Source organism: Spongiactinospora sp. TRM90649 (assembly GCF_029382225.1).
Lineage (GTDB): Bacteria > Actinomycetota > Actinomycetes > Streptosporangiales > Streptosporangiaceae > Spongiactinospora.
Map to the genome: position 1 here is coordinate 1 of NZ_JARLTC010000029.1, position 25,940 is coordinate 25,940.

Consider the following 25,940-nt stretch of genomic DNA (forward strand, 5'->3'; position numbering starts at 1 on the left):
CCACGTCGCCGGGGGCCCGCCCCGTCGCTTGACGGTGAAGCGCACGCTGCTCTTGGCCGCGAACCGCTGCTTGACCGACGGCGTCGAGCGAACCCGATTCGGGAGCGGCGTGAACGGCGCCGGTAGATCATCATGCGGTAGATCAGCCGGGTCCGCCGCCCCGGCTTGAGGCAGATCAGCCCGGCCAGGTCAACGCGCCCGGAGCCCTTGCCCGGGACGGTGACGATGGGGGTGCGTCCGCGGCGGGACCAGGTGCGGGCCTTGGGCGGCCTCAGCGATTGCCCTGCTTCGTCGGCGAAGCAGATCCACGCGTCCTGATCCCGCGCCGTTGTTCCACCAGCGGCCAGGTCTCCTTCACCCAGGTGGCGATCGCCTCTTCGTCGCGCTCGGCGGCGGCGCCGGGGGACCCGCGGGCTCCAGCCCAGCCGATGCGGCAGATAGTAGATCCCGCGCGGGGTGTAGGAGACATGGAACAACCTGCCGACCAGGACGGTGACCCGCGCCAGGGTCCACCGCTGATCCTCGGTCCACCCCCACACGGCCGGACCGGCGTCCAAGGCGGCCTCCAAGCGCTCCACCTGCGCGGTGTTCAGCCGGCAGTGCTGCCCGCCCGGTCCTTTCGACGCCGGTGCCCCGGCTCCTGCCGTGCGCCAGGCATGGTGCCGTACATAGGCCGACTTGCGTGAGACCCGCAGCTTCTCGGCCACCGCAGGCGGAGACATGCCCGCGGCGAACAGCCCGGCAGCCTCCAAGCGGACCTGTTCACGCTTGGCTCGGGCCGCCGGGGGCAGACCACCACCATCCGGATAACGCATACCACCGGCATACTCCCGAACCTCGCCGTGAGCATGCAACCGCGAGGTGGTACCTCAGTCTTTCAACCTCTGTAGCAGTTGGCTTGGCGTGCGTGAAGGTTTGCGTGGAGCGCGATCGCCACTTGCGTGCAGGCCGTAGATCTATATGAGGCCGATGAACCGGTACGAAGGTTTCAGGACGAGTGAGTGCGAGCCGGGTGGCTTGAATAGTCGCCAGCGGCCGCCATTGTCACTTCGAGAGATGGAGGTAGGTGCCCGCAGAGTAAAAATGCAAAGACCGCTCAGGATGAGCTAGATTTCGCCGAAATGTCGTTCGGGTGCAATTCAATGCCTCGGCCGGAGTCCCCGACCGAGGCCTTGATGGATCAACTTCTGTTGGCGTCTTCGGGATTTATAGGTAAACGATCTACTGCGCTCATTATTGCAGCCTCAAGGCGCATTCCAACTCCCAGAATGGTCAGAATCACACATCCTGTGAGGGACCATGCTGTTGGTTGGGCGATAGTGAGAGCGAAGAGGCAAGCGCATACGGTTAGGGAAAAATTGCCTACCTGACGGGTCGTTGCCCGCTTAGAGCCTACGGGAGTCATAGAGCCATGTTAGCCTACTATCCCATCACCCGGTGTGACGCTGAATACGCCGGTACTCTTCTGGAGTACCATGTCGTCTGTCGTATCACCGAATTGCACTTGCATGAGTATCAAGTTCAATTCGATGCTCAGAATCCCCCCGCCCGCCTGATTGTGATTGTAGTAGAAGTTGGCGGACACTGTCTTCTGCTTGCATCCAGCACCTGGCTCGGCGTGGCCGCCCGCGGGCTTGTAGGTGATACTCGTGGTTCCCCAATGCGCATTCTGTCCGTGGTCAAGGGTGGAGGCATCTCGGACTTGGTAAACAAGGGACTGACTGCCAGCAGAATAGCGGTTGTATTCGCTGCTGGGTAATGGCCACAGCGCCCAGTCGCGCGCATAGAACCAGTCCCGTTCCACAACCCAGCAGGCTGGGTCCACGTTTTCTGTCGCCAGCCCCGCAACGTTCTCGGGATAGCCAGTTCCAAGGTAAGTTCCGTTGTACTCCCAGTTCCCTCCCACCGTGAAGCTGAATGGGTAGCCGCCTCCTGCAGGGTAGACCTCTGTATATCCGGACAGCGCGAACGCATCTGTTGGGATTCCGCTCTTGAAGTCAGGGGCAGAAGTAGATCTACTGCGGCTGTAAAGCTTCTGGAAGTCATTGGCCTCTACATTTTGCAGGCCCAACTTAGGCGCATGGAACTTTAATGTGCCGCCGTACCTCTTCGCCACGCGCTCTTGGCCGACATAATCGTTCGGGTGTTTGATGCGGTATTCTTGAACGGCTGCCACGCGTGGATCTGAGCTGCTTTCGGAGGAAGCCCCCATGCTGCTCGCTGGCGCTGCATTCGCTGGCCCAGATTGGAGCGTGGCGAAAGCAAACGAGGCGATGCAGAGAGTTAGGAATCCCGTTCGGGGCGTTTTTGCCATGCGAATACCTCCTGTGGGTCTTGACAGTGATCTTCTCATCAAGAATTTAAGCCGGTTCGAAGACTTTTTTTCAAGGCTCTCTCGGTGATATGACAATCACGTGCTGCTACTTCGGCGGCCTAAGCTGTGTTTGACGAGGAGCTTTAGTCAATGACTCGCCCTGGTCGCGACAAAAGACGCTGCAGCTTGTCCGCCGTTTCCCACTTGATTCACGATTTCAAGGGATTTTACTTAACGCTTTGGCAAGTCGAGGTTGTCAAACTTTGACATATGCCATCAGATCCCTATGTGCGGTCCTCCGCAGGAGCATCATGTCGGTCCGCAAGGCTCATGGACGTTCAACGCGGTCGGCGCGGGCCAGTCCATACCAGGAAGGCACAGCGAACTCAGCCACTACTGACTGCACCGATGACAGCGACGGTATGTGGGCTACGTAGTTCTGCTCCGCCAGGACCCGGCGCGCCGCGACTGATCTCGAAGGATTTAGCCAGCGCTCCTGGCGGCTCGGTCGGTGTCGCCTACCAGGGCTACGGCGACGCCGCGTGGATGTCACTGATGGACCCGCAGGCCGCGCCGCTTCTGGCGGACCTACTGAACGGCGCCGTGTTCGTGTGGGAGTGCGAAGTGACCGTCAAGGACGGCGGGTCGTACTACGCAGAGTGCCGCGGGCGACGGTGGGGAAGAGCAGGCGGCGCAGGTCGGCCACATCGCGGACCATGCCGTCGACCAGGACGCCGGTGATGCCCCGGCTCTGCATGTACGCGGCGGTCGCGCTGCCCAAGCAGGATCGTTCTTTGCCGCCGCCGGCCGCGACCACGATGATGTCGCCGGGCCGGGCCAGATCGATCGCCGCGCGGCGCACGGTCACGTCCGGGCCCGGGGCCGTGACGGCGCTGCCGCACAGGACCAGGCCGGGGGTCTGAAGCTTCAGGCAGTGCGACAGGGCGCCGGTCTTGCCGAGGGCGTCCACGATCGAGGCGACCGGCAGGCGGGACAGGGCGGCGATCTCGCTTCGGGCGGGGCGGATGATCTGCGTGTGGATCTCGCGTACGGACACGTAGGGACCTTTCATTCACCGGGGGCCGTGGGAGTCGGACAGCTCGCGCAGCGGCGCGAGGTCTCGGGTCATGAGGTCGTGCGGCGACGGTCCGGCCGTAGCGGAATCGGCTGCCAGCGCCGCGCGGGTGGTCCGGCAGATCATGTGGGCGATCGACTGCACCAGGCAGGGCAGGCCGAAGTCGTCCACTGCCGGTAACCTCTGGCTGCGCCAGCCCGCGGCGGGCAGTGTGGGACCGTCCCGGTGCAGGAGGAAGACCTGCGCGCCCGCCTGCCGTGCGGCATCCAGGGCCTGCCGGTTCGTTCTGCGGTGGGAGTCGTAGGCCAGGAGGAACACCACGTCCCCGGATGCGGCGGAGTGCAATTGGTAGCGGACGCCGTGCGCCGGGTCGGGGTGGTCGTTGTAGATCGCGCTCATGTCGGCGAGTGACGGGTCGCAGATGACGATGGGGGTCGCACTCCCTTCACTCCGAAGGGCGCGTCCCAGTGGAGGTTGTGCGCGAAGTGTTCCCCGGCCAAGGCGAGAGGGCCGCCGTCGGGACACAGCCTCACTGAGCTGCTGGTCGGTGGTGCCGGTGGCCCAGAGCATGCCGTCCACCGGCCCCAGCTGATCCCCGCGGCCGCCTACCAGGGCCAGCACGGGCACCTGCCGGGTCCGGCACAGAGCGGCCGCTTCGATGATGTTCGCCGATCGGCCGCTCACACTGGCGAGGATGACCAGGCCCACGTCCTGGATGTCGCCGGCGAGTGACCGGCGAAAGACCATCCGGTAGGAGTCCTGTTGAGCCCAGTACGCCATGGCCGCCGGGCTGATCATCGAGTCGTTCACCGGGAGTCCGGCATGGCCGGCGCGCAGCTGCAGGAGAGCCGACCGGACGATGGCCGAGCTGCCGCCGTTGCCGAACCCGCGTATCAGGCCGCCCCCGGCGACCGCCGTCCTCATCAGTTGCGCGGCAGCCTCGCCGCCGCTTTCCAGCATCCGCCGCAAAGCGGCGTCCACCTGCCTCAGGTACGCGTGCGCGAAGGCTTGGGTCACGAGCGACGACGTCACGGCAGATCACCTACCTCCCTCAGCGGAAACCGGTCGAAAGGACAGCAACCAGGGCTCGACGACCTGCGTGAACTCCTCGTCGAACCTGCGGTAGCGGTGCGCGGGCCACCCGAGAGCGGCGCGCAGATCCCCGCAGTCAAGGCGGCAGTCGACCGGCCGGTCGCCGCCCGCCGTGTCCGCCTGCCCGGCACGCACGTGAACGGCGGGCAAGCCGAAGCGGCGGGCGATCATCACCACCATTTCGTACTTGGTGAAGCCCTGCTCCGCACTCCAATGGCACACAGAGCCCAGATACCGTCCCTGTAGCTGTGCGCCCGCGATCCACCGGCACACCTCGGCCGCCTCGTTCGCGTGCGTGGGGTAGCGGACGCAATCATCGTCCAGTTCCATGTCGCACCCGGCGCTCAGCTGAGAGGCGATCTGCGTCAGGTTGGTCTCGGTCGCGTACTCCGCGCGCCCGTACAGCACAGGCAGCCGCAGGATCGTGGCCTCCGGGCAGAGGCTTCGCACGGCGTCTTCGGCCAGACGTTTCCACCGGCCGTAGGCGTTCACCGGGTTACGCGGGGCGTCGGTCCGGTAGGCGGGGTTCCTCCCGTCGAAGACGTAGTCGCTGGAGATGTGAAGCAGCCGCGCCCCGTGGTCGTGAGCGCCTTGCGCGATCAGCCGGGCCGCGGCGACATTCAACCGCCGGGCCCGTGCCGGCGCGCCCGCCCACACCTCAGGGCGTCGCTCACCGACACAGTTGACCACGATGTCGGGACGGAGGCGGTCCAGCACGTCCCGGACATCGCCGGGCGATGTCGCATCCAGCGTGATCAGCCGCTGGGACTTGCGGCGAAGGCCGGTGCCGCTCACCTGCTGATCGGCGAAGGCCCGCATCATCGGACGCCCAAGGAGCCCGGACGCCCCGAAGATCACTGCCCGCACGGCTGCCTCTCCTCCCGCTTGGCCCAGGCTGCAACGGCCGTTCGCCTGGTCGATGACCGCTCATGTCCGTGACACCGCGCTGGCCGTGCGATGCGGTGGTGGCAGGCGACCGGTGGCGGGCCGGGCCGGGGCGTCCCGCACCGCGACAGCGCTGCTCCGGCAGCGCTGCGCGGGATCCGGCGCCTCCCGGTGACGGTGAACGAACGGCCAGGGCTGCCGCTCACCGGGCGGGCGACCGGGGCACACGGCCCCGGGCAGTGCTCATGACAGCGCACGCCGAAGGCGCTTTCGGATGAGGCTGCCGGACCGGCCGCTGATCGTTTCGATCGTGCGCCCGACGCCGGCCGAACGCCGATCCGGCACAGCCGAGCCGTCAGCGGGCCACGACCGCTGCGACGGCTGGGCCCGGTGACCGGCACCTTTATGCCGGCGAGTCGTTTGGTGCACATCGCGCTCACACCCTTTTGTCGAAGGGGCGCCGGCTCTGATGCGACGGCGAGGCCGGCGGTTGCCCATCAGGAAACGTCCACAGCACGGTCGCGAACAATGCCGCGGGCGTGGTCATTGCCGCCGCGGCAATGTCAGCCGCCGGCGGCAGGTGTCAATCGCGTGCATCTGACGTACCGTCGAGCCGGATGAGCCGCTTCGGAGGTCGCGCTTCGGAGGTCGCTGTGGATCGAGCACGACGGGCCGAGCTGCAACGCCGCGCCCGGGATATCAGGTTGGACGGCGAGCTTCGCGGGCTGGACGTGCAGGCCATCGCCGGCGGTGTGCCGGAGTTGTCGCCGCTGGAGGTGCGGCGGCTGGCCCACGGCTGGTCGCGTCCGGCGGTGCTGGCGGAACTCGCCGCGCTCTACCAGGACGAGGGATCACCCGTTCCGCCGGTGACCACGGCCATGCTGTGCCGGTGGGAGCACGGCCAGGTCGCGGTGAGCGCGGGGTACGCGGCGCTGCTGTGCCGCCTGTATCAGGTGCCGCCGCAGCGGCTGGGGCTCTCATCGAGCGGATCGACGTCGCCGGAGCGTGGGACCGGCGCCGACCGGCGACCGACGGTTACAGTGAGCGAACCGGCCGGATACGGCGACGGCCAAGGGATCGATCCAATGCGGCGACGCACGCTGCTGGCCGCCGGGTTGAGCATCCCGGCCCAGCTTCTCGAACGAGTCGACGACTTGCTCGTGCTGCCCCCCGATCCCGGCCCTGCCGCCAGTCCCGCGCCGATCACCGCCCGGCTCGCGGCGGCCCGCCGGGCCTTCGACGCCAGCGCCCTTCCTTCCTTGGTGGCCGATCTGCCCGCCCTGCTCACCGCGGCGCGAGACACGGCCGGCCGGTCGAGCGATCCGCGTGGATGGGCGGTCCTGGCCGCCTGCCACGACCTGGCCACCGAGACCTTGAACAAGGTCGGCGCCAGATCGGCGGCGCGGGTCACCGCCGACCGGGGAGTGTTGTACGCCGAACGATCCGGCGACCCGGTCGCGATGGCGTTCTCCGCGCGGGCCCTGGGCATGATGCTCCGCACCGAAGGCCGTCACCAGATCGCAGCCCAGGTATTCCAGCGGGCGATCGACCGGCTCGACGCGCACGATCGTGACCAGGCGAGAACGTGGTCGAGTGAATGCCGGGGTTGCAGGAGAAGCCGACTGGCGGCGCCACCGACAGGCCCAGACCCGCCGTTCCCATTACCGGTCGCGGCCACTGGGTGCTGGCCCGCCGCTCCCTTACCAACGACGACATCGCCTACTACGTGTGCTACGGGCCTGCCCGTACCACTCTGGATCGGCTGCTGCGGGTGGCCGGATCGCGCCGGGCCATCGAAGAGTGCTTCCAGGCGGCCAAGAACGAAGCCGGGATGGACCACTATCAGGTGAAGCCGGACCAGCAGACGCCGGATTTCGTTGACGGTCAAGGGGATGAGATCATGATCGTCTGGTGGGGTGTCGGCTCCTGCCCGGCCCCGTTGCATGCCGTCCGGGCTGATCTGGCCGGCGAACTCGGCCAACGTCCAGCCGTTCTTGCGTTCTAGCCCTGCCGGCAGCCCCCGGATGTAGGCCGACACCCGCTCACGCGGTTCTGAGCGGGCGAACCGTCCCGCGATCCGCTGGTGCAGCTCTGCCAGCCCTGCCGACCACACGCGAACGTCCACTACCGCCATGAGACACACATGATCGCCAAACGATACGAGCTATACAGGTGCCGTTGCAGTTCTAGGCCAGATCCATGGACCAGACCTGGTTCACCAGGGGCCGGCCCTCCTCCTCGTCGGGCTCCTCTCCGTCGAGGGTGAATCCGGCCCGCTCATAGATTCGCCGCGCGTCGGTGAGCACGTGGCGGGTCCACAGGGTGATCCGCTTGTATCCGGCCTCGCGGGCGAAGTTCAGGCATTCCGCCACGAGCCGCCCGCCGACGCCGTGGCCCCGGGCGGAGGGCTCGACGAGCAGCAGCCGGAGCTGGGCCGTCTCGTCGTCCTTGCGCACGCAGAAGACGCACCCGGCCCGCTCGCCGTCGATCTCGGCGATCCAGGCGGCCTCGCGGGCGGGCTGGTGGCCGTCCGCGTAGTCGGCCACGATGCGGGCGACGAGCGCCTCGAACCGCGGGCCCCAGCCGTACTCGGCGGCGTAGAGCGCGCCGTGCCGGAACACCACCCAGCCCAGGTCGCCGGTGCGCGGCGGGCGGATGACGAGGGCGGCGCCCGCGCGGTCGCCCTCGGTCAGGCTCCGCCGGACCACGGTCATGGCCGACACCAGGCGGCCCGCGTCTTCGTCGGTGAGCCCGGCGAGCATGCCCCGCACCTGCTCGTCGGAGCGTTTGTCGAGTTCGGCGAACACTGAGCGCCCGGCGTCGGTCAGCGTTACGACCTGGCGCCGCCCGTCGGCCGCGGACCGCTCCCTGGTGGCGAGCCCTTCGGACTCGAACCTGGACATGATGCGGCTCAGGTAGCCCGCGTCGAGCCCGAGCAGCCTGCGCAGCTCGACGGCCTCGCTCTGCCGTCCCTCGCTCGTCGCGTGCGCCAGCTCCCAGAGCACCCTGGCCTCGGTCAGGGAGTAGGGGGTGTACATGGTCTCGGCCGCGAGGGCACCGACCACCCCGGTATAGAAGCGGTTGAAGGCGCGCACGGCGGTCACGTGCTCATCGCTCGCCATCGCTCTCCTTTGACCCGATCAATCAATTCATTGACGGAGTCAAACGATACGCGCCGCCCCGGCCACCGCGCAATGCCCCTGCGTGGCATTCGCGAAGAACGTGGCACGATGCTCAAGGACCACCACCGATCGGTTCACTGGACAAGAGTTGGGAGATCCCTTGCCTCTGTTCGACCTGCCCCTCGAAGAACTGCGGAGCTACCTTCCCGACCGTGACGAGCCCGCCGACTTCGACGACTTCTGGAAGCGCACCCTCATCGAGGCCGAGGCGTTCGACCTGGCGGCCGAGTTCAAGCCGTACGACGCCGGCCTGTCGTCCGTGGAGGTGTTCGACACCGCGTTCGCCGGATGGCACGGACACCGGATCAACGCCTGGCTGCTGCTGCCCCGTCACGTGAACGGGCCCGTGCCGTGCGTGGTCAACTACATCGGCTACAGCGGCGGGCGGGGCTACCCGCACGACCACCTGGCCTGGCCCGCCGCCGGGTTCGCCGCGCTGATCATGGACACCCGGGGGCAGGGCGGCTCCAACCCGAACAGGCCGGGCGCCACCGCCGACCCCGACGGAGGCGACTTCGCCGCCGCGTGGGGCATGCTGACCAGGGGCGTGCTCGACCCGGAGAACTACTACTACCGCCGGGTGTTCGCCGACGCCGCCAGGGCCGTGGACGTGATGGCCGCCCACCCGCGCGTGGACCCCGCGCGGATCGCGGTCTGCGGGGGCAGTCAGGGCGGCGGCATCGCCCAGGCCGTCGCGGCGCTGCGGCCCAACGTCTCGGCCGCGCTGATCGACGTGCCCTTCCTGACCCACTTCCGGCGGGCGGTGGAGATCACCGGCCGGGAGCCGTACGCGGAGCTCGTGCGGTTCCTGTCCACCCAGCACGACGCCCAGGAGCGGGTGTTCCGCACCCTGTCCTACTTCGACGGGATCAACTTCGCGGCGCGCGGCGTGATCCCGGCCCGGTACTCGGTGGCCCTGATGGACGAGGTGTGCCCTCCCTCCACCGTGTTCGCCGCCTATAACCACTGGTCGGGGCCCAAGGACATCTCCGTGTGGCCATGGAACGGCCATGAGGGCGGGGCCGGGGCGCAGGTCGAGATCCAACTCCGGTACCTTCGCCAACTGTGGGGACCACACGACTGATCTACATCGGCGGCTACACCCCGGACAGCGGCGGATCCGGACCCGGCGTCACCACCGTGCGCAGGGAGTCGGACGGACGGCTCGGCGAACTGGCCGTGACCGCCGCGTCCGGCCCGTCCTTCCTGGCCGCCCATCCGGCGCTGCCCGTCCTGTACGCGGTCGGCGAGACCGCCGAGGGCACCGTGAGCGCCTTCACCCGCCACCCGGACGGCAGGCTCACCCGCCTGGGCGAGCACTCCAGCGGCGGGAACTCGCCCTGCCACGTCGCCGTCGATCCGTACGGCTCGTGGCTGGCCATCGCCAACTACGGCGACGGCGTGCTCGGCGTGCGGCGCCTGGACGAGTTCGGCCGCATGGCGGGCCCGCCCAAGGTCTTCCCGCACACCGGCTCCGGGCCCGACCCCGACCGCCAGGCCGGGCCGCACGCCCACCAGGCCGTGTTCGGGCCCGACGGCGGCCTCTACGTCACCGACCTGGGCACCGACGAGATCCGCCGCTACCTGGTCGGCGACGGCGTCCGCCCGCACCCGGACGGCCCGATCCGCGTGACCCCGGGCACCGGCCCCAGGCACCTGTTCCACTCCGCCGGGCGCTGGTACCTGGCGGGCGAGCTGAACGGGGCCGTGACCATGTACGACGCGGCGTGGAACGAGCTGGCCACGGTGCCCGCCTCCCGCTCGCCGGAGCCGAACGCCCCCTCCCACCTGGAGGTCTCCGCCGACGGCCGGTTCGTGTACGTCGCCAACCGGGGGCCCGACACCGTCACGGTCCTCGACTCCCGCGACCTGTCGCACGTGGCGGAGGTCCCCTGCGGCGGCGCGTGGCCGCGTCACTTCGCCGTGGTCGGCGACCGCATGTACGTGGCCGACCAGCACTCCGCCGAGATCACCGCGCTGACCGTGAAGTCCGGCGTTCCCCAGGCCGTGGCCGAGCGGTTCGCCGTGGAGACCCCCTCCTGCGTCCTGCCGGTACCGGCCCTCTAGCCGCCCGGCGGTCGGAACGCGCCGCCAGCCCCGCCCGGTCCCGGACCGGCAGCAGCCCGTTGGTGGTCTTCAGCCCCACCACGCCGCACCACGCGGCGGGGACTCGGATCGACCCCGCCCCGTCGCTGCCCGTCGCCAGCGGCACGATGCCCCTGGCCACGGCGGCGGCCGATCCCGCCGAGGAGCCGCCCGCGACCAGCCCGGGGTTCCGGCGAACGCGCGCAGGCGCGGGTCGATCAGCTCCAGCCGGGCCAGCGCCGCCTCGGTGACCTCACGCGCGTTCACCCGGCGGCCGAGCACCAGATCCCTGACCCGCAACGCGGACAGCGCCGCGTAGGCCGGGGGAGTCAGCGCGCCGGTGGGCGCCATCCGGGGTCGCGTCCGAGGTGGCGGAGCAGGACCGCCGCGTCGTCGTCGCCCTCGCCCGGCGGCACCGGCGTGGCGAAGGCGAAGCCACGGAACGGCTCGATCACGTCCCTGGTCGCGGCCAGCAGGGCGCGGGCCGTCTCCGGCCGGAGCGTGGACGGCTGCCCGGTGGCGGCGGCGATGTCCCACGCGTGCACGGCGGCGTCGAGGGCGCAGACGGCCACGGCGGCCCGGGCGGGCAGGGTGCCGCCGGGGACCGGGATGGGCACCGGCACCGCCTCGGCGTCGGCCTCCACGGTGACCCAGGCGCTCGTGCCGTAGGTCATCGCCTCCTCGGCCAGGTCGACGGGGGAGCCCGCCACCTTGCCGGAGGGCGCGAACGGGTCTTCCGTGGGCATCCGGCCGCCGGTGATGAAACCGGCGTAGCCCACCTGGTCACCAGAGGCGTGCTGAACCACCTGGGTGACGTTCCACGCCTCGCACGGCGTCGGCAGCTCCCAGTCGCCGTCGGCGACGCCGCGCACGGCGGTGCGGAGCGCGAGATATGCCTCGTCGAGGATGGGCCACCCGCTAGGGGTGTCTCCTCGCTGAATGCTCGTTTCTTCCATAGAGCTGAGAGTCTGCCACCTATGCGCCGGCGCGGGGGCGGGTCAGCGGGGATCCGCCTCCAGGTAGGCCAGCACGGCCATGACGCGCCGGTTGTGGTCGTCGGACGGCGGCAGCCCGAGCTTGGCGAAGATGTTGTTGGTGTGCTTGCCGATCGCCTTCTCGGTGACCGCAAGGCGCGCCGCGATGGCGATGTTGGACATGCCCTCGGCCATCATCCCGAGCACCTCGCGCTCGCGCGGCGTCAGCCCCCCGAGCGGTTCGTCGCGGCCCCTGCGGGTGAGGAGCTGGGAGATCACCTCGGCGTCCATCGCGGTGCCGCCCCCGGCCACCCTGCGCACCGCGTCCACGAACTGCTCCACGTCGCCGATCCGGTCCTTGAGCAGGTAGCCGACCGCGCCGGAGCGGTCGGAGAGCAGTTCGCGGGCGTAGAGCTGCTCGACGTACTGCGAGAGGATCAGCACCGGCAGCCCGGGGAGGCGCTCGCGGGCCGTGAGCGCGGCGCGCAGGCCCTCGTCGGTGAAGGACGGCGGCAGCCGAACGTCGATCACGGCGACGTCGGGCCGGTGCCGGTCGATCGCGGCCAGCAGCGACGGGCCGTTGTCCACCGCCTCGGCCACCTCGAACCCGTGCGCGCTCAGCAGCCGGGTCAGGCCGTCTCTCAGCAGGGCCAGGTCCTCGGCGATCACGACGCGCACGGCACCTCCATGGTCAGCACCGTAGGGCCGCCCGCCGGGCTGCGCACGTCGAGCGTGCCGTCGAAGGCCGACAGCCGCCGCCCGATGCCGAGCAGCCCGCTCCCGGCCGACGGGTCGGCGCCGCCCCGGCCGTCGTCGCCGACGGTCAGCCGCAGCCCGCCGTCGCGCCGCCGCAGGTGCACCCACGCCCTGCCCGCGTCGCTGTGCCGGGTCACGTTGGTCAGCGACTCGGCGGCGGCGAAGTAGAGCGCGGACTCCAGCGGGGCGTCCGGACGGCGCGGCAGCTCGACGTCCACCTCGACGGGCATCGGGCACATCAGCGCGGCGGCCCGGATCGCCCCTTCCAGCCCACGGTCGGCGAGCACCGGCGGATGGACGCCGCGCACCAGGTCGCGCAGGTCGGTGAGCGCCTGCCCGGCCGACTCCCACGCCTCGTCCACCAGCGCCCGCACCTGGTCGGGATCGTGCGAGCCCCGGGCCAGGCCGAGGGTCATCCGCACCGCGACCAGCCTGGCCTGCGCGCCGTCGTGCAGGTCGCGCTCGATCCTGCGCAGCTCGGCGGCCTGCGCGCCCGCCGCCGCCGCGCGCGACTCGGTCAGCTCCCTGATCCGGCGCGCCCGCGCCGTGCCGGGGCCGAGCAGCACCTCCGCCAGCCTCGCCTGCGCCGAGCGCAGCAGCACGGCGGTGGCCGCCGCGACCGCGATGACGGCCAGGATCGCCAGGCTGAGCGCGAGGGTGATCTCGCCGCCGGTCCGCGCGGTCGGCAGCGCGAAGAGGGTCGAGACGGCCGAGCCGATCACGCAGACCACCGCGAGCGCCCCCGGCCCCGCCACGGCGTGCGCGGCCAGCCAGGCGGCGGCATGCCACCCGGGACCGTCACCCGCCGGGACCTCCCGGCCGAGCACGCGGCCCGCCCAGGCGCGCCGCCGTGCGGCCAGGACGCGGACGGCCCGCCCAGGCCCCGCGCCCGCGTCCCGGCCGAGCAGCGTCCACACCCCCAGCGCGGCCAGCAGCGGCGGTGCGGCGAGGCCGGTGACGGCGTCGATCACCAGCCGTCCGAGCGCCCGGGGGACACGCGGGAATGCGTTCACCCCTGCAGTCTGCCCCCTCGCCCGGGCCCCGGTCGGTGGGGGTGGCCCCACCCCCGAGTGCGGGAAATCCCACCACCGGCCCTCGTCCCCGGCCCATGGAGACGGCCCGCGCGGCCCGCGACGCTGAAGACATGATCGAAGTGACCGGACTGACCAAACGGTACGGCGGGGCCCTCGCCGTGGACGAGCTGACCTTCGCGGTGAAGCCCGGCCTGGTGACCGGGTTCCTCGGGCCGAACGGGGCCGGAAAGTCGACCACGATGCGGGTGATCCTCGGGCTGGAGAGCCCGGACGAGGGCACGGCGCTGGTCTGCGGCCGGCCGTACGCGGGGCTGCGCAGGCCGATGCTGCGGGTCGGCGCGCTGCTCGACGCCGGGAACGCGCACGGCGGCAGGACCGCCAGGGGACACCTGAGCTGGCTGGCCAGGAGCAACGGCATCGACCGGCGCCGGGTGGGCGAGGTGCTCACGGAGGTGGGCCTCGACGGCGCCGCGGACCGGCGGATCGGCGGCTTCTCCCTGGGCATGCGGCAGCGGCTCGGCATCGCGGGCGCGCTGCTCGGCGACCCGGAGGTGCTGATCTTCGACGAGCCGGTGAACGGGCTCGACCCGGAGGGCATCCGCTGGATCCGCGACCTGATGCGCTCGATGGCCGCCGACGGCCGCACCGTGCTGGTCTCCAGCCACCTGATGGGCGAGATGGCGCTCACCGCCGACCACGTCGTGGTCATCGCCGGGGGGCGGCTGATCGCCGACGCCCCGATGGCCGGCCTGCGGCACGGTGGCGTCCTGGTGCGCGCGGCGGATCGGCAGGCCCTGGCCCGCGAGCTGCGCCGGCATGGCGGCGAGGTCCGCGACGAAGACGGCGGGCTGCGCGTGCGCGGCCTGTCCGCCGCGCGGATCGGCGAACTCGCCCTGGCCGCGGGCATCGCCCTGCGCGAGCTGACCCCGGGCGGCCGGTCACTGGAGGAGACGTTCATGGAGCTGACCGGCGCGGTCGCCGGGAGGGCGTCGTGAGGAACGCGATCGCCGCCGAATGGGTGAAGTTCCGCACCCTGCGCTCCAACGCCGCGCTGCTGGCCGCCTCGGTGTCCGCCGTGCTGGTCGGCGCCGGCATGGCGTTCCTGGTGTCTCGGGGGTTCGACAACCAGTCGGGCGACGACCTGCTGCGCTTCGACGGCGTCGGCCCGGGCCTGGGCGCCGGTCTTCCGGTCGCCTACCTGGTGTTCGGCGCGCTGGGCGCGCTGACCGTCACCGCCGAGCACGCCACCGGCATGATCGGCGCCGGTCTGGTGGCCGAGCCCCGCAGGCAGGTCTACCTGTTCGCGAAGGTCCCCGTGGTGGCCGGGATCGGGCTGGCCGCCGGGCTGGCGCTGGCGTTCGGCATGCACCTGGCCGCGCTGGCGGTGTTCGGCGAACGGGCCGGGCACGTCCTGCTGAGCGGCGAGACGCTGGCCGTACCGGTGTCCGACGGCCCGCGCGTGCTCGCCGAGGTGCTGCTGGCCGGGGCGTCCGTGCCGCTGGTGGCGCTGGTCGGGCTCGGCCTGGGGGCGCTGATCAGGTCCACGGCGGGCACCCTGGTCACGCTGATCGTGATCGTGTTCGCGCTGCCCGTGGCGGCCCAGGCCCTTCCCGGCGTGTGGCGGGCCCGGATCGGCTCGTTCATGATCGAGAGCCTGCCCGGGCAGATCGCCGGGAGCGGCGGGCCGGGCGTGCTGAGCCCGGTGGCGGCGCTCGCCGTGCTCGTGGCCTACCCGGTGGCGGCGCTCGCCCTGGGCTCGGCGGCGATCGCGCTGCGCGGCGGCCGGGCGCGCCCGCTGGTCGCGGGGGCGCTCGCCGTCGCCGTGCTCGGGGCGGTGCCCGCCCTTCCGGCGGGCGTGGCCGTCGCGTCCCCGGCGTGGCGGGCCTGCGGCGGGGAGCTGCGCTGCGCGACCGTCTCGGTGCCGCTGGACTGGTCGCGTCCGTCCGGCCGCCGTGTGGACCTGCGCGTGGCCATGCTCCCGGCCACCGGCACGCACCGGGTGATCGGCACGGTGTTCTCCATCCCCGGCGGCCCAGGCGGATCCGGGATCGACGACCTGAGGAAGCAGGGGGGCGCGTTCGCGGCCCTGCGCGAGCGCTTCGACGTGGTCAGCTTCGCCCCGCGCAACTCCACCGACCAGGGCGTCTTCCCCGAGCGCTGCTTCACCTCCGGGCCGGTGCTGAAGCTGCCGGACGGCGCCGCCGAGTACGACGCCCAGGCGGCGCGGATCAGGAAGGCCGCGCTGGACTGCCGGGCAGCCGACCCCGAGTACTTCGACCACCTGGACTCCCTGTCGGTGGCCAGGGACATCGACGCCGTCCGCGCCGCGCTGGGGGCCGAGCGGCTGAGCCTCGTGGCCACCTCCTACGGCGGCGTGCCCGCCGTAGCCTACGCCCGGCTCTTCCCCACCCGCGTGCGCGCGATGTACCTGGACGGGGCGGTGAACCACCTCGTCGACCGCGCCACGGACCAGCGGATGCGGCAGGAGACGCTGGAACGGCAGTTCGCCCGGTTCGCCGCCTGGTGCGACGCCACCGAGGAGTGCGCCCTGCACGGGCGCGACGTGCCCGCGCTGTGGCGCGAGCTGATCGCGGACGCCGACCGCCGTCCGCTGCCGGTGAAGGGGGAGCGGGTGACCTACAGCGGCTTCGACATCATCGTCGCCGCCTCCCCGCACCTGGTCTCGCCGGGCCCCGCGCCGGAGCGGCCGCTGTGGCGGGAGCTGGCCAAGGCCGTCGGCATGGCGGCCGGGGGCGATGGGTCGGGCTTCGCGGACTACCTGAAGGCCCGGATCGGCCGTCCCGACGTGCCGTCCTTCGTCGGCATGAACATGACCCACTGCCCGGACGGGCAGGGCCTGTCCGGCTACGAGGAGTACCGGCGGCTGCGGGACGACGCCGAAAGGCGGTCGCCGAACCTGGCGGGCAACCGGCTGTGGCACACGCTGGCGTGCGCCGGGTGGCCCGCGCCCGTCGCCAACCCGCGCGGGCCGCTCCCGGCGCGCGGGCTGCCGCCGATGCTCGCCGCGGGCTCGTGGACCGACCACGACGACACGGCCGCCATCGTGGCCCGGGTGCCGGGATCGTCCACCGTACGGCTGGACGGCCCCGGCCACGGGCTCTACCTGACCGGCCAGGCGTGCGCCATCGCCCACGCCAACCGCTATCTGGTCACGCTGCGGACGCCGCCGCGCGGCACCGTCTGCGCGGAGCCGGCGGGCGACTGAGGGAGCTCAGACCCAGGCGCGGGCGCGCTCGACCGCCCTGCCCCACAGCCGGTACGCGTCGTCGTCGCGCGTGCCCGGCTCGAAGCGGCGGTCGAGCCGCCAGGTCTGGCGCAGCTCGTCGGTGGAGGACCACACGCCCGCGCCGAGCCCGGCCAGGAACGCCGCGCCCAGCGCGGTGGTGTCGTGGACCACCGGGCGCTCCACGGGGGTGGCGAGCTGGTCGGCCTGGTACTGCATGAGCAGGTCGTTGCCGCTCGCACCGCCGTCGGACTTGAGCACCGGCACCGGCAGCCCGGCCGCGCCGGTCATGACCTCCACCACGTCGCGCACCTCGAAGGCGATGGCCTCAAGCGTCGCGCGGACCAGGTGGGCCCTGGTGGTGCCCCTGGTGATGCCGCAGATGGTGCCTCGGGCGCCGGGGTCCCAGTGCGGGGCGCCGAGCCCGGTGAGCGCGGGCACGAACACCACACCGCCGGAGTCGGGCACCGTGCGGGCGATCGCCTGGGTCTCGGGGGCGGTGTTGACCAGGCCGAGGCCGTCGCGCAGCCACTGGATGGCGGCGCCGGTGACGAAGATCGCGCCCTCCAGCGCGTAGGTGATCTCGCCGGAGGGGTCCTGCCAGGCCACCGTGGTCAGCAGCCCCTCCTGGGAGCGCACCAGCTCGCCGCCGGTGTTGATGAGCACGAAGGAGCCGGTGCCGTAGGTGCACTTCACGTCGCCGGGGGAGAAGCAGGTCTGCCCGAACAGCGCGGCCTGCTGGTCGCCCGCCAGGCCGCTGATCGGCAGGTCGAGGCCCAGGAACGAGCCCGTGTCGGTACGGCCGACCACGCCGTGGTTGGGCACGATCTCCGGAAGCGCCCGGCGGGGCACGCCGAACAGCTCGCACAGCTCGTCGGACCAGCCGCCCTCGGCCAGGTCGTAGAGCAGCGTGCGGGAGGCGTTGGAGGCGTCGGTGACGTGCCTGGCGCCGCCGGTCATCCGGGCGATCAGGTAGGAGTCGACGGTGCCCAGGGCGGTACGGCCTTCCGTGACGCCAGCCCAGGCGCGCGGGTCGTGCTCGGCCAGCCAGGTGAGCTTGGTGCCGGTGAAGTACGGGTCCAGACGCAGGCCGGTCAGCTCGGCCACGCGCGGTTCGTGTCCAGCGTCGCGCAGCCGGGCGCAGACGCCCGCGCTGCGGCGGTCCTGCCAGACGATCGCGCGGCGCGGCGCGGCGAGGGTGGAACGGTCCCACAGCACGGCGGTCTCACGCTGGTTGGTGATGCCGACGCAGGTCGGGGTCACCGTGGCGGCGTCCAGCGCGGCGCGGCAGGCCGCCAGCACCGCCTGCCAGATCTCCTCCGGCGCGTGCTCCACCCGGCCCGGCTCCGGGAAGTGCTGGGCGAACTCCTGGTATCCGCGGGAGTCGACGCGGCCGTCCTCGGTGACGACCACCGCCGTCACTCCGGTGGTACCTGCGTCGACGGCCAGGACACTCATGACACTCCTCGCGTTTGGTCTAGACCATTGATTCCGCCTGGGGCAGAATGCCAGGGTCGGCGAACGGGTCTGCCCGGTCGCCGACGCTACTACCTTTGAGAGTCCGGCCGTGCAACCCATCGGGAGGAACCCGCTATGCGTATAGGAGTGCTCACCGGGGGCGGTGACTGCCCAGGGCTCAACGCCGTCATCAGGGCCGCCGTTCGCAAGGGCGTGAGCGTCTACGGGCATGAGTTCGTAGGATTCCGGGACGGCTGGCGCGGTCCGCTCGAAGGCGAGACGATGCCTCTCGACGTCCAGGCGGTGCGGGGCATCCTGCCGCGCGGCGGCACGATCCTCGGCTCCTCGCGGACCAACCCGATCAAGATCGACGGCGGTGTGGAGCGTATCAACGAGAACCTCGCCGCCACCGGCGTGGACGCGTTGATCGCCATCGGCGGCGAGGACACCCTCGGCGTCGCCAAGCAGCTCTACGATCTGGGCGTGCGGGTCGTCGGCGTGCCGAAGACGATCGACAACGACCTCGGCTCCACCGACTACACCTTCGGCTTCGACACCGCGGTGAACATCGCGATGGAGGCCATCGACCGGCTGCACACCACCGCCGAGTCCCACCACCGCGTGCTGATCTGCGAGGTCATGGGACGGCACGCGGGCTGGATCGCGCTGCACGCGGGCATGGCCGCCGGGGCCAACGTCATCCTGATCCCGGAGAAGCCGTTCGACATCGAGCGCGTCTGCGAATACGTCGAGAGCCGCTTCAAGACGCGTTACGCGCCGATAATCGTGGTGGCGGAGGGCGCCCACCCGCTTGAGGGGCAGATGACCCTGCAGACGGGCGAGCTCGACTCCTTCGGGCACGTGCGGCTGGGCGGCATCGGCGAGATGCTGGCCAAGGAGATCGAGAAGCGGATCGGCAAGGAGGCCCGCACCACGGTGCTCGGCCACATCCAGCGCGGCGGCACCCCGACCGCGTTCGACCGCGTGCTCGCCACCCGGTTCGGCCTGCAGGCGATCGACGCCGTGCATGAGGGCGACTTCGGGAAGATGGTCGCGCTGCAGGGCACCCGCATCGTCCGGGTCGGCCTCGACGAGGCGACCAAGGAGCTGAAGACCGTTCCGGTCGAGCGCTACCAGGAGGCCGAGGTCTTCTTCGGCTAGCCGTACCGGGAGTGGATCTTTGTAAGCGGATTGCAAGCGGCCCGCCCTAGTGTTCCGGGCGTCAGCGGTAATCCGCTTACATCCCCTCCATGTACGGCTTGCGCCCCGACTGAAGCGGCCCGCGAGGCGCAGGCCGTACATCAACGCCCGGCCCGGTCCCCGTCTCTGTCTCGGTCCCTCTCCCGGCCCGCGGACAGCCGGTCCTGGAGCGCCGACTCCGAGCGCAGCTCCCGTTCCGACGGCGACAGCGCCACCGCGAGCAGCAGGCCGAGCGTCACGACGGCGACCACGGTGAGCACCGGCAGCAGGAAGTCGATCGGGTCCGCGCCCGGCAGGTCGCCCGTGGCCGACGTCACCCGCACCCGCATCGCGAACATGCCCAGGTAGTGCATGCCGTTGACGGCCACGCCCATGATCAGCGCGGCGGCGACGGTGGCCAGGGCCCCGCGAACGCGCAGCGTGAACCACAGCGCGACGGTCGCCGCCACCACCGCGACGAGCACCGACAGGGCCACGAGCATCGGGTCGTAGGCGACCTCGGCGTTCATGTTCATCGCCGCCATGCCCAGGTAGTGCATCCCCGCGACGCCGAGCCCGGTCAGCGCGCCGCCGCCGAGCAGGGCGTCCGGCCGCTCGCCGCGCCGCGACACCAGGAACAGGCCCGCGCCGACCACCACGACGGCCAGCAGCGCCGACAGCACGGTGAAGGGCACGTCGTAGCGGATCCGCGTGCCGGCGACCGAGAACCCGGCCATGGCGACGAAGTGCATGGCCCAGATGCCGGTGCCGCCGATGGACAGCGCCGCGCCGATCAGCCAGCCCGCGCGGGCTCCGCCGTCGGCCAGGCGGGCGCGCCCGGTGAGGAGCAGCCCGAGCAGGGCTCCCGTGCCGGAGACGGCGAAGGCGATCGCGGGGACGAACCACGCGTACGCGAAGTGCTGGATGTGCGACATATGCCCCGTGTCCTTGGGTTTTGTGCTTTTTGCGAAGTATGGCAGTAGTCGCGAGTGAACATGAGCGCCCATCACCTTCTGACATATCGGGCTGACGAACTGAAGACGGCGGCGGATGCCCGAATACGTCCCCGTGCGCTATGAATGACCCGGCGAAAGGACTGGAAGGTGGGCGTCGAAGGGCCGTTCTGGCGGACCATCGCGGTGTTCCGGGTGGCGTCCCTGGTCTACGCGGCGGCGCTGCTGGTGCGCGCCGACGGCTATCACCGCCCCGTGGCGGCGGCGCTGGTCATGGGCGTGATGGCCGCGTGGACCGCGGTCACGATCTACGCGTACGCCGCCCCGCGGCTGCGCGGCTGGCCCGTGCTCGGGGCCGACATGCTCGTCACCGTGGGCTGCCTGCTGGCCACGCCGTACGTGCAGGGGCCCTACCAGGCGGGAAACCTGCCGATCACCGCGACCTGGATGGGCGCGCCGGTCATCGCCTGGGGCGTACGGCACGGCCCCGTGGCTGGCGCGGCGGGCGCCGCCGTCGTCGCGGGCACCGACCTGTGGCTGCGCGGGATCCGCGACGTCTCCGAGTTCGGGCTCGCCTCGGTGTCCGTCAACGGGGTCGTGCTGCTCTTCTTCGCCGGGGTCCTGGTGGGCCACGTCGCCCGGCTCGCCCGCAGGGCCGAGGAGCGCGTGCAGCGGGCCGTCGAGATCGAGGCGGCCGGGCGCGAGCGGGAGCGGCTGGCCAGAGGCATCCACGACTCGGTGCTCCAGGTGCTCGCCCTGGTGCAGCGCCGGGGCGCCGAGATCGGCGGTGAGGCGGCCGAGCTGGGGCGTTTGGCGGGGGAGCAGGAGGCGGCGCTGCGCGAGCTGGTCACCATCGAGCGCGAGCCGGCCGCCGCGACCGGCGACTGCGACCTGCGGCCCCTGCTGCGCGCCCACGGCGGCGCCGGGGTGACCGTCTCCACACCGGCGACGCCGCTCCACATGCCCGCCGAGACCGCCCGTGAGACCGCCGCGGCCGTGGCCGCCGCGCTGGAGAACGTCCGCCGTCACTGCGGGGAGTCGGCGCACGCCTGGATCCTCGCCGAGAGCGAGGGCGGCGTCGTCACCGTCACGGTCAGGGACGACGGCCCCGGCATCGCGGCGGGGCGGCTGGAGGAGGCCGCGGCGGCGGGCCGTCTCGGCGTCGCCCAGTCGATCCTGGGGCGCGTCGCCGATCTGGGCGGCCGGGTGAGCATCACCTCCGCTCCCGGTCAGGGCACGGAGGTGGAGCTGAGCGTGCCCGCCGTCCGGCCATAGGGTGGCTGGCGTGAACGGCTTGCGGGTGATGGTGGTGGACGACCACCCGATGTGGCGGGACGGCGTGGCGCGCGATCTCGCCGAGGCCGGGTGCGACGTGGTCGCGACGGCGGGAGACGGGCGGCAGGCGGTCAGGATCGCGTCCGCGGCACGGCCCGAGGTCGTCGTGCTCGACCTCCAGATGCCCGGCATGTCCGGCGTGGAGGTGACGCGCCGGCTGGTGGCGGGCGAGCATCCGGCCCGGGTGCTGGTGCTGTCGGCGAGCGCGGAGCAGTCGGACGTGCTGGAGGCGGTCAAGGCGGGCGCATCCGGATATCTGGTGAAATCGGCGAGCCGGGAGGAGTTCCTGGACGCCGTCCGCCGCACCGCCGAGGGCGACGCCGTCTTCACCCCCGGCCTGGCCGGGCTCGTGCTCGGCGAATACCGCAGGCTGGCCGCCCAGCCCGCCGACGCCGAGGCGCGTCCCCGGCTGACCCGGCGCGAGACCGAGGTGCTGCGGCTGGTCGCCAAGGGCCTGTCGTACCGGCAGATCGCCGAGCGGCTCGTGCTCTCCCACAGAACCGTCCAGAATCACGTGCAGAACACCCTCAACAAGCTGCATCTGCATAATCGCGTGGAGCTGGTGAGGTATGTCATAGAGCAGGGGCTCGACGACACCTGAACCGGACTAAAGTTGCCGGGGCACGCGTTGACACGATTGCCGCCTCGCCCGCCAGGCCGCGGGCGTGCGCGCCACCGGGAAATCCCCTTGATCCCCCAGCGGAGGAAACACAGATGCTCGACGGGACGTCCGTAGCGACGCCGGCCGCGCTCGGCGAGCCTTGCGTGCTGCTCAAGCTGGGCGAGGTCGTGCTGAAGGGCAAGAACCGCGAACAGTTCGAGCGAAGGCTGCAGGCCAACATCAGGGCCGCGCTGCGCGACTGCGGCGTGCCCGTCGAGGTGCGCCAGCGGCACGGCGTGATCGCGATCTTCCTGCCCGCCGGCACCGCCGTCGAACTGGCCGAGAAGGTGGCCAAGCGCGTCACCGACGTCCCAGGCCTGGTGTGGGTCCACGTCGCCTGGCGGGTCGAGAAGGACCCCGGCATGGTCACCAAGGCCGCGCTCGCGCTGGTGGAGGACCGCCTCCAGACCCGCGCCCGGCCGGGCAAGCCGCGGTTCGCGGTGCGCTCGCGCCGCCGCGACAAGCGGTTCCCGATGCGCTCCAACGAGCTCGACCGCACGGTCGGCGGCGAGATCAACAACGTCTTCGGCCTGCCGGTCGATCTCAGCAACCCCGAGCTGACCGTCCACATCGAGGTCGACCGCGACGAGGTGTTCGTCTTCACCGACGGCCTGCCCGGCCAGGGCGGCCTGCCGGTCGGGGTGAGCGGGCGCGCGCTGGTGCTGATGTCCGGCGGCATCGACTCCCCGGTGGCCGCCTACCGGATGATGCGGCGCGGCCTGCGGGTCGACTTCCTGCACTTCTCCGGCATCCCGTTCACCACCTCCGAGTCGATCTACAAGGCGTACGCGCTGGTGCGGTCGCTGGACCGCTTCCAGGGCCGCTCCCGGCTGTGGGTGGTGCCGTTCGGCAAGGCCCAGCAGTCGATCCGCGCCTCCGGCCAGGACCGCCTGGCCGTGATCGCGCAGCGGCGGCTGATGCTGAAGACGGCCGAGGAGGTCGCCCAGCGCATCCACGCGGGCGCGCTGGTCACCGGCGACTCGCTCGGCCAGGTCTCCTCCCAGACCCTGCAGAACATCACCGCGCAGGACCACGCCGTGGAGCTGCCCATCCTGCGCCCGCTGATCGGCCTGGACAAGACCGAGATCATGGCCGAGGCTCGCCGGATCGGCACCCTGGAGATCTCCGAGCTGCCCGACGAGGACTGCTGCACGCTGCTGGCTCCGCGCCGCGCGGAGACCCGTGCCAAGATCGAGGACCTCAAGCAGATCGAGCGCCGCCTGGACGCCGAGGAGCTCGCCGTCCAGCTCGCCGACTCGCTGCAGGAGTACAAGCTCAACGCCTGAGCGGCCGGGCCCCGCCCGCTCAGTCGCCCTTGAACGGGTCGTGCTCGGCCAGCAGGCGGTCCAGGCGGGCTTGGTCCACGCGGCTGGTCACCTGGGTGACCTCCTGGCGGTCCCGCACCACCTTGGCCAGCGTGAAGGCCGAGGTGACGACGTACAGGACGCCGACCGCCAGGAACCCCCTGATCCACCCGGTGACCGGCAGGTAGGCCACTCCGATGGCCAGGGCGGCCAGGGAGGCCCCGAACGACAGGACCGCCTGCACGTAGTACGCGGGGCTGACGGATGGATTCATCGCCTTGCTCAGCGGTTTGCTCATGTGTCGATCGTCGCCGTGCGGGAGCACCCTCCGCATGAGTAGCAGTGCTTAAGTTACTCGTGAGTAGGATGCTCCCGGCGGACGGATCGCGTGGTCAGACGGCGGTCAGCGGCGGCGCCGTGGCGGTCGCCGCCGTACGCCCGAGCAGCGGCGGGAACTGCCGCATGACCCGGGCCAGCTCCCGGAGGTCACCGTTGACCAGCGCCTGCGGGCCGTCCACCAGCGCCTGCTCCGGCTGCGGGTGGACGTCCACGATGATGCCGTCCGCGCCCGCCGCGATGGCAGCCCGCGTCAGCGGCAGCACCAGCTCGCGCCGCCCGCCGGAGTGCGAGGGATCGACGACCACCGGCAGGTGGGACAGGCGCTGGGCGACCGGCACGGCCGAGACGTCCAGCGTGTTGCGGGTGGCGGTCTCGAAGGTGCGGATGCCCCGCTCGCACAGCACGATGTCGAGGTTGCCGCGCTGGGCGATGTACTCGGCCGCCATCAGCCACTCCTCGATGGTGGCGTTCATGCCGCGCTTGAGCAGCACCGGCCGTCCCGACGCCCCGACCGCCTGCAGCAGCGCGAAGTTCTGCGCGTTGCGGGTGCCGACCTGGAGCATGTCGGCGTAGGAGGCCACCAGCGGCACGTCGTGGGCGTCCACCACCTCGGTCACGATCGGCAGCCCGGTCGCCTCGCGCACGTCCGCCAGGATGCGCAGGCCGGCCTCACCGAGCCCCTGGAAGGCGTACGGGGACGTGCGCGGCTTGTAGGCCCCGCCGCGCAGCAGCGTGGCCCCTGCGGCCTTGGCCATCTCGGCCGCCTCCAGGGTCTGCTGCGGGGTCTCCACCGCGCACGGCCCGGCGATCAGCGTGACGGTGTCCGGCCCGATGGGCACCCCGCCCACCATGACCGTGGTGCGTTCAGGATGGTTGTCCCTGCTCACCAGTTTGTAGGGCGTGGAGATCCGCATCACGTCGGCGACCCCGGCCATGCCGCGCAGGTTCAGCGCGCTGAACTGCGCCACGTCACCGACCAGCCCGACGATCGTACGGCTGACGCCGCGGCTGACGAACGCCTCGCCGCCCGCGGTCGCGACCAGTTCGACGATCGCGTCCACGTCTTCGGCGGTGGCCTCTGGTGTCATCACGATGACCATGCGCTGCTTCTTCCTGTGGGTGTGATGGGACCGGAAATGCGAAAGGCCCCGGGTCCTGATGGACCCGGGGCCTTTCGAACGCCTTCAGATGTCAGTGCAGCACCTGGTGGCGAACGGTCCGACCCACGGGCCCGTCGCCATACCAAAACCAGGACGCTGTACTCATCGCCGCATATCGTAGCGCATCCGAGGAGGGTCCGAGAGGCCCGCCCGGGTCGGTGAGCCCGGCGTGTCGGTGGCAGGATGGTTCGAGTGCCCGGCTATGTCCGGCCATAAGGTCGTGCCGGAACATCGCGTGCGAAGCGGCGGAAGGGAGCGGCGGTGGATCTACCCGAGCCTCCTCGGGGAGAGTCCCGCCTGCCACCGGGGCAGTACGTCCCCCGGGGCAGACCGGTGATCCACTACGGTCGCGTGCCCGCGTTCCGTCCCGAGTCATGGGACTTCCGGGTCTTCGGCGCCACCGCCGACGGCTTGGAGCGCGTGCTGACCTGGGGCGACTTCGAGGCGCTGCCGAAGACGACCGTCCTGGCCGACTTCCACTGCGTGACCAAGTTCTCGATCATGGGCAACGAGTGGCGCGGGGTGACGGCGGGCGACCTCATGGCGGCGGTCCCGGCGTCGCCGAACGTGCGCCACGTGATGATCTGGGGCGAGTACGGCTACAGCGCCAACGTGCGGGTGAGCGACTTCCGGGCCGCCCTGCTCGCCACGGAGCTGGAGGAGAAGCCGATCTCCCCGGACCGCGGGTATCCGGTGCGGGCCATCGTGCCCCACCTGTACGCGTGGAAGAGCGTGAAGTGGGTCCGGGCCGTGGAGTACATGGTCGAGGACCGCCGGGGCTTCTGGGAGGACCGCGGCTACCACAACATCGGCGACCCCTGGCGCGAGCAGCGCTACTCCTACCAGGAGGAACCAGGTGATGGGCCGCCCTGATCGCGTACCGCTCCTTCGCCGATAACCCGGCGAAAGG

24 protein-coding genes and 3 pseudogenes are annotated in these 25,940 nt (G+C 71.3%); 11 read left to right on the forward strand and 16 right to left on the reverse strand.

The annotated features are described in order from the left end of the window. Positions 1–271: 271 nt before the first annotated feature. From P3X83_RS29470 to P3X83_RS29495, 6 genes are all read right to left on the reverse strand, one after another. On the reverse strand, positions 272–469 hold the full coding sequence (locus tag P3X83_RS29470) for a hypothetical protein (protein WP_277308530.1): 198 nt from the start codon (positions 467–469) through the stop codon (positions 272–274). A 945-nt stretch (positions 470–1,414) separates the two neighbouring features. After that, positions 1,415–2,176 carry a hypothetical protein gene (locus tag P3X83_RS29475; protein WP_277308531.1) on the reverse strand — a complete coding sequence of 254 codons (762 nt, stop codon included), beginning with the start codon at positions 2,174–2,176 and terminating at the stop codon, positions 1,415–1,417. Between the two features lie 769 nt (positions 2,177–2,945). Further along, positions 2,946–3,371 carry a hypothetical protein gene (locus P3X83_RS29480; RefSeq protein WP_277308532.1) on the reverse strand — a complete coding sequence of 142 codons (426 nt, stop codon included), beginning with the start codon at positions 3,369–3,371 and terminating at the stop codon, positions 2,946–2,948. Positions 3,372–3,386: 15 nt separating this feature from the next. Continuing rightward, a complete protein-coding gene (locus P3X83_RS29485) occupies positions 3,387–4,421 on the reverse strand; it encodes an SIS domain-containing protein (RefSeq protein ID WP_277308533.1) in 1,035 nt (344 codons plus the stop codon). A gap of 6 nt (positions 4,422–4,427) precedes the next feature. Continuing rightward, positions 4,428–5,348 (reverse strand): SDR family oxidoreductase, encoded by a 921-nt coding sequence (locus P3X83_RS29490; protein WP_346742759.1) that lies wholly within the window; start codon positions 5,346–5,348, stop codon positions 4,428–4,430. 967 nt (positions 5,349–6,315) lie between these two features. Next, the gene (locus P3X83_RS29495) at positions 6,316–6,855 is read right to left on the reverse strand and encodes a hypothetical protein (protein ID WP_277308534.1); all 540 of its coding nucleotides are present in this window, start codon (positions 6,853–6,855) and stop codon (positions 6,316–6,318) included. 177 nt (positions 6,856–7,032) lie between these two features. On the opposite strand from P3X83_RS29495, the pseudogene P3X83_RS29500 reads away from it, so the two are divergent. Together P3X83_RS29500 and P3X83_RS29505 are read left to right on the forward strand one after the other, a co-directional pair. Next, positions 7,033–7,218 (forward strand): annotated as a pseudogene (locus P3X83_RS29500) (IS701 family transposase); the annotation flags it as partial. After that, on the forward strand, positions 7,198–7,371 hold the full coding sequence (locus P3X83_RS29505; RefSeq protein ID WP_277308671.1) for a hypothetical protein: 174 nt from the start codon (positions 7,198–7,200) through the stop codon (positions 7,369–7,371). The pseudogene P3X83_RS29500 and the gene P3X83_RS29505, both read left to right, overlap by 21 nt. On the opposite strand, the pseudogene P3X83_RS29510 reads toward P3X83_RS29505, so the two are convergent. Continuing rightward, positions 7,303–7,491: pseudogene (locus tag P3X83_RS29510) on the reverse strand (IS701 family transposase); the annotation flags it as partial. The gene P3X83_RS29505 and the pseudogene P3X83_RS29510 overlap by 69 nt on opposite strands. Positions 7,492–7,552: 61 nt before the next feature. Continuing rightward, on the reverse strand, positions 7,553–8,488 hold the full coding sequence (locus tag P3X83_RS29515) for a helix-turn-helix domain-containing GNAT family N-acetyltransferase (protein WP_277308535.1): 936 nt from the start codon (positions 8,486–8,488) through the stop codon (positions 7,553–7,555). A 160-nt stretch (positions 8,489–8,648) separates the two neighbouring features. Between P3X83_RS29515 and P3X83_RS29520 the strand changes: the two genes are divergently transcribed. Both P3X83_RS29520 and P3X83_RS29525 read left to right on the forward strand, forming a co-directional pair. Then, on the forward strand, positions 8,649–9,632 hold the full coding sequence (locus P3X83_RS29520) for an acetylxylan esterase (protein WP_277308536.1): 984 nt from the start codon (positions 8,649–8,651) through the stop codon (positions 9,630–9,632). Beyond that, a complete protein-coding gene (locus tag P3X83_RS29525; RefSeq protein ID WP_277308537.1) occupies positions 9,614–10,615 on the forward strand; it encodes a lactonase family protein in 1,002 nt (333 codons plus the stop codon). Before P3X83_RS29520 ends, P3X83_RS29525 begins: the two co-directional genes overlap by 19 nt. 46 nt (positions 10,616–10,661) lie before the next feature. Here P3X83_RS29525 and P3X83_RS29530 read toward each other — a convergent pair. The 4 genes and pseudogenes from P3X83_RS29530 to P3X83_RS29545 form a co-directional block, all read right to left on the reverse strand. Then, positions 10,662–10,811, reverse strand: a pseudogene (locus P3X83_RS29530) (amidase family protein); the annotation flags it as partial. 151 nt (positions 10,812–10,962) lie between these two features. Next, the gene (locus P3X83_RS29535; protein WP_277308538.1) at positions 10,963–11,589 is read right to left on the reverse strand and encodes a TIGR03086 family metal-binding protein; all 627 of its coding nucleotides are present in this window, start codon (positions 11,587–11,589) and stop codon (positions 10,963–10,965) included. 42 nt (positions 11,590–11,631) lie between these two features. Continuing rightward, positions 11,632–12,285 (reverse strand): response regulator transcription factor, encoded by a 654-nt coding sequence (locus tag P3X83_RS29540; protein ID WP_277308539.1) that lies wholly within the window; start codon positions 12,283–12,285, stop codon positions 11,632–11,634. Further along, positions 12,273–13,376 carry a histidine kinase gene (locus P3X83_RS29545; protein WP_277308540.1) on the reverse strand — a complete coding sequence of 368 codons (1,104 nt, stop codon included), beginning with the start codon at positions 13,374–13,376 and terminating at the stop codon, positions 12,273–12,275. The genes P3X83_RS29540 and P3X83_RS29545 overlap by 13 nt, the downstream gene beginning before the upstream one ends. Positions 13,377–13,507: 131 nt before the next feature. On the opposite strand from P3X83_RS29545, the gene P3X83_RS29550 reads away from it, so the two are divergent. After that, positions 13,508–14,392, forward strand: coding sequence for an ATP-binding cassette domain-containing protein (locus P3X83_RS29550; protein ID WP_277308541.1), 885 nt, complete (start codon positions 13,508–13,510; stop codon positions 14,390–14,392). Continuing rightward, positions 14,389–16,623, forward strand: coding sequence for an alpha/beta fold hydrolase (locus P3X83_RS29555; protein ID WP_277308542.1), 2,235 nt, complete (start codon positions 14,389–14,391; stop codon positions 16,621–16,623). The genes P3X83_RS29550 and P3X83_RS29555 overlap by 4 nt, the downstream gene beginning before the upstream one ends. Positions 16,624–16,629: 6 nt before the next feature. Here the strand turns inward: P3X83_RS29555 and P3X83_RS29560 are convergent, their stop codons facing one another. Beyond that, positions 16,630–18,099, reverse strand: a complete 1,470-nt coding sequence (locus tag P3X83_RS29560; protein WP_277308543.1) for a glycerol kinase — start codon at positions 18,097–18,099, stop codon at positions 16,630–16,632. 135 nt (positions 18,100–18,234) lie between these two features. Between P3X83_RS29560 and P3X83_RS29565 the strand changes: the two genes are divergently transcribed. Further along, the gene (locus P3X83_RS29565) at positions 18,235–19,260 is read left to right on the forward strand and encodes a 6-phosphofructokinase (protein WP_277308544.1); all 1,026 of its coding nucleotides are present in this window, start codon (positions 18,235–18,237) and stop codon (positions 19,258–19,260) included. Positions 19,261–19,400: 140 nt separating this feature from the next. On the opposite strand, the gene P3X83_RS29570 is transcribed toward P3X83_RS29565, so the two are convergent. Next, positions 19,401–20,213: an MHYT domain-containing protein gene (locus P3X83_RS29570; protein ID WP_277308545.1), complete on the reverse strand. Its 813-nt coding sequence runs from the start codon at positions 20,211–20,213 to the stop codon at positions 19,401–19,403. Positions 20,214–20,357: 144 nt separating this feature from the next. Between P3X83_RS29570 and P3X83_RS29575 the strand changes: the two genes are divergently transcribed. From P3X83_RS29575 to thiI, 3 genes are all read left to right on the forward strand, one after another. Further along, positions 20,358–21,506 (forward strand): DUF5931 domain-containing protein, encoded by a 1,149-nt coding sequence (locus tag P3X83_RS29575; protein WP_277308546.1) that lies wholly within the window; start codon positions 20,358–20,360, stop codon positions 21,504–21,506. Position 21,507: 1 nt separating this feature from the next. Then, positions 21,508–22,167 (forward strand): response regulator transcription factor, encoded by a 660-nt coding sequence (locus P3X83_RS29580; protein ID WP_277308547.1) that lies wholly within the window; start codon positions 21,508–21,510, stop codon positions 22,165–22,167. A gap of 113 nt (positions 22,168–22,280) precedes the next feature. After that, complete coding sequence (thiI, locus tag P3X83_RS29585) at positions 22,281–23,513, forward strand: tRNA uracil 4-sulfurtransferase ThiI (protein WP_277308548.1); 1,233 nt, start codon at positions 22,281–22,283, stop codon at positions 23,511–23,513. Positions 23,514–23,532: 19 nt separating this feature from the next. Here thiI and P3X83_RS29590 read toward each other — a convergent pair whose 3' ends face one another. Both P3X83_RS29590 and aroF read right to left on the reverse strand, forming a co-directional pair. Further along, on the reverse strand, positions 23,533–23,829 hold the full coding sequence (locus P3X83_RS29590) for a YiaA/YiaB family inner membrane protein (protein ID WP_277308549.1): 297 nt from the start codon (positions 23,827–23,829) through the stop codon (positions 23,533–23,535). A 94-nt stretch (positions 23,830–23,923) separates the two neighbouring features. Then, complete coding sequence (aroF, locus tag P3X83_RS29595; protein ID WP_277308550.1) at positions 23,924–24,970, reverse strand: 3-deoxy-7-phosphoheptulonate synthase; 1,047 nt, start codon at positions 24,968–24,970, stop codon at positions 23,924–23,926. A gap of 321 nt (positions 24,971–25,291) precedes the next feature. Here aroF and P3X83_RS29600 point away from each other — a divergent pair, with 321 nt between their 5' ends. Beyond that, positions 25,292–25,903, forward strand: a complete 612-nt coding sequence (locus tag P3X83_RS29600; RefSeq protein WP_277308551.1) for a molybdopterin-dependent oxidoreductase — start codon at positions 25,292–25,294, stop codon at positions 25,901–25,903. Positions 25,904–25,940: the final 37 nt, after the last annotated feature.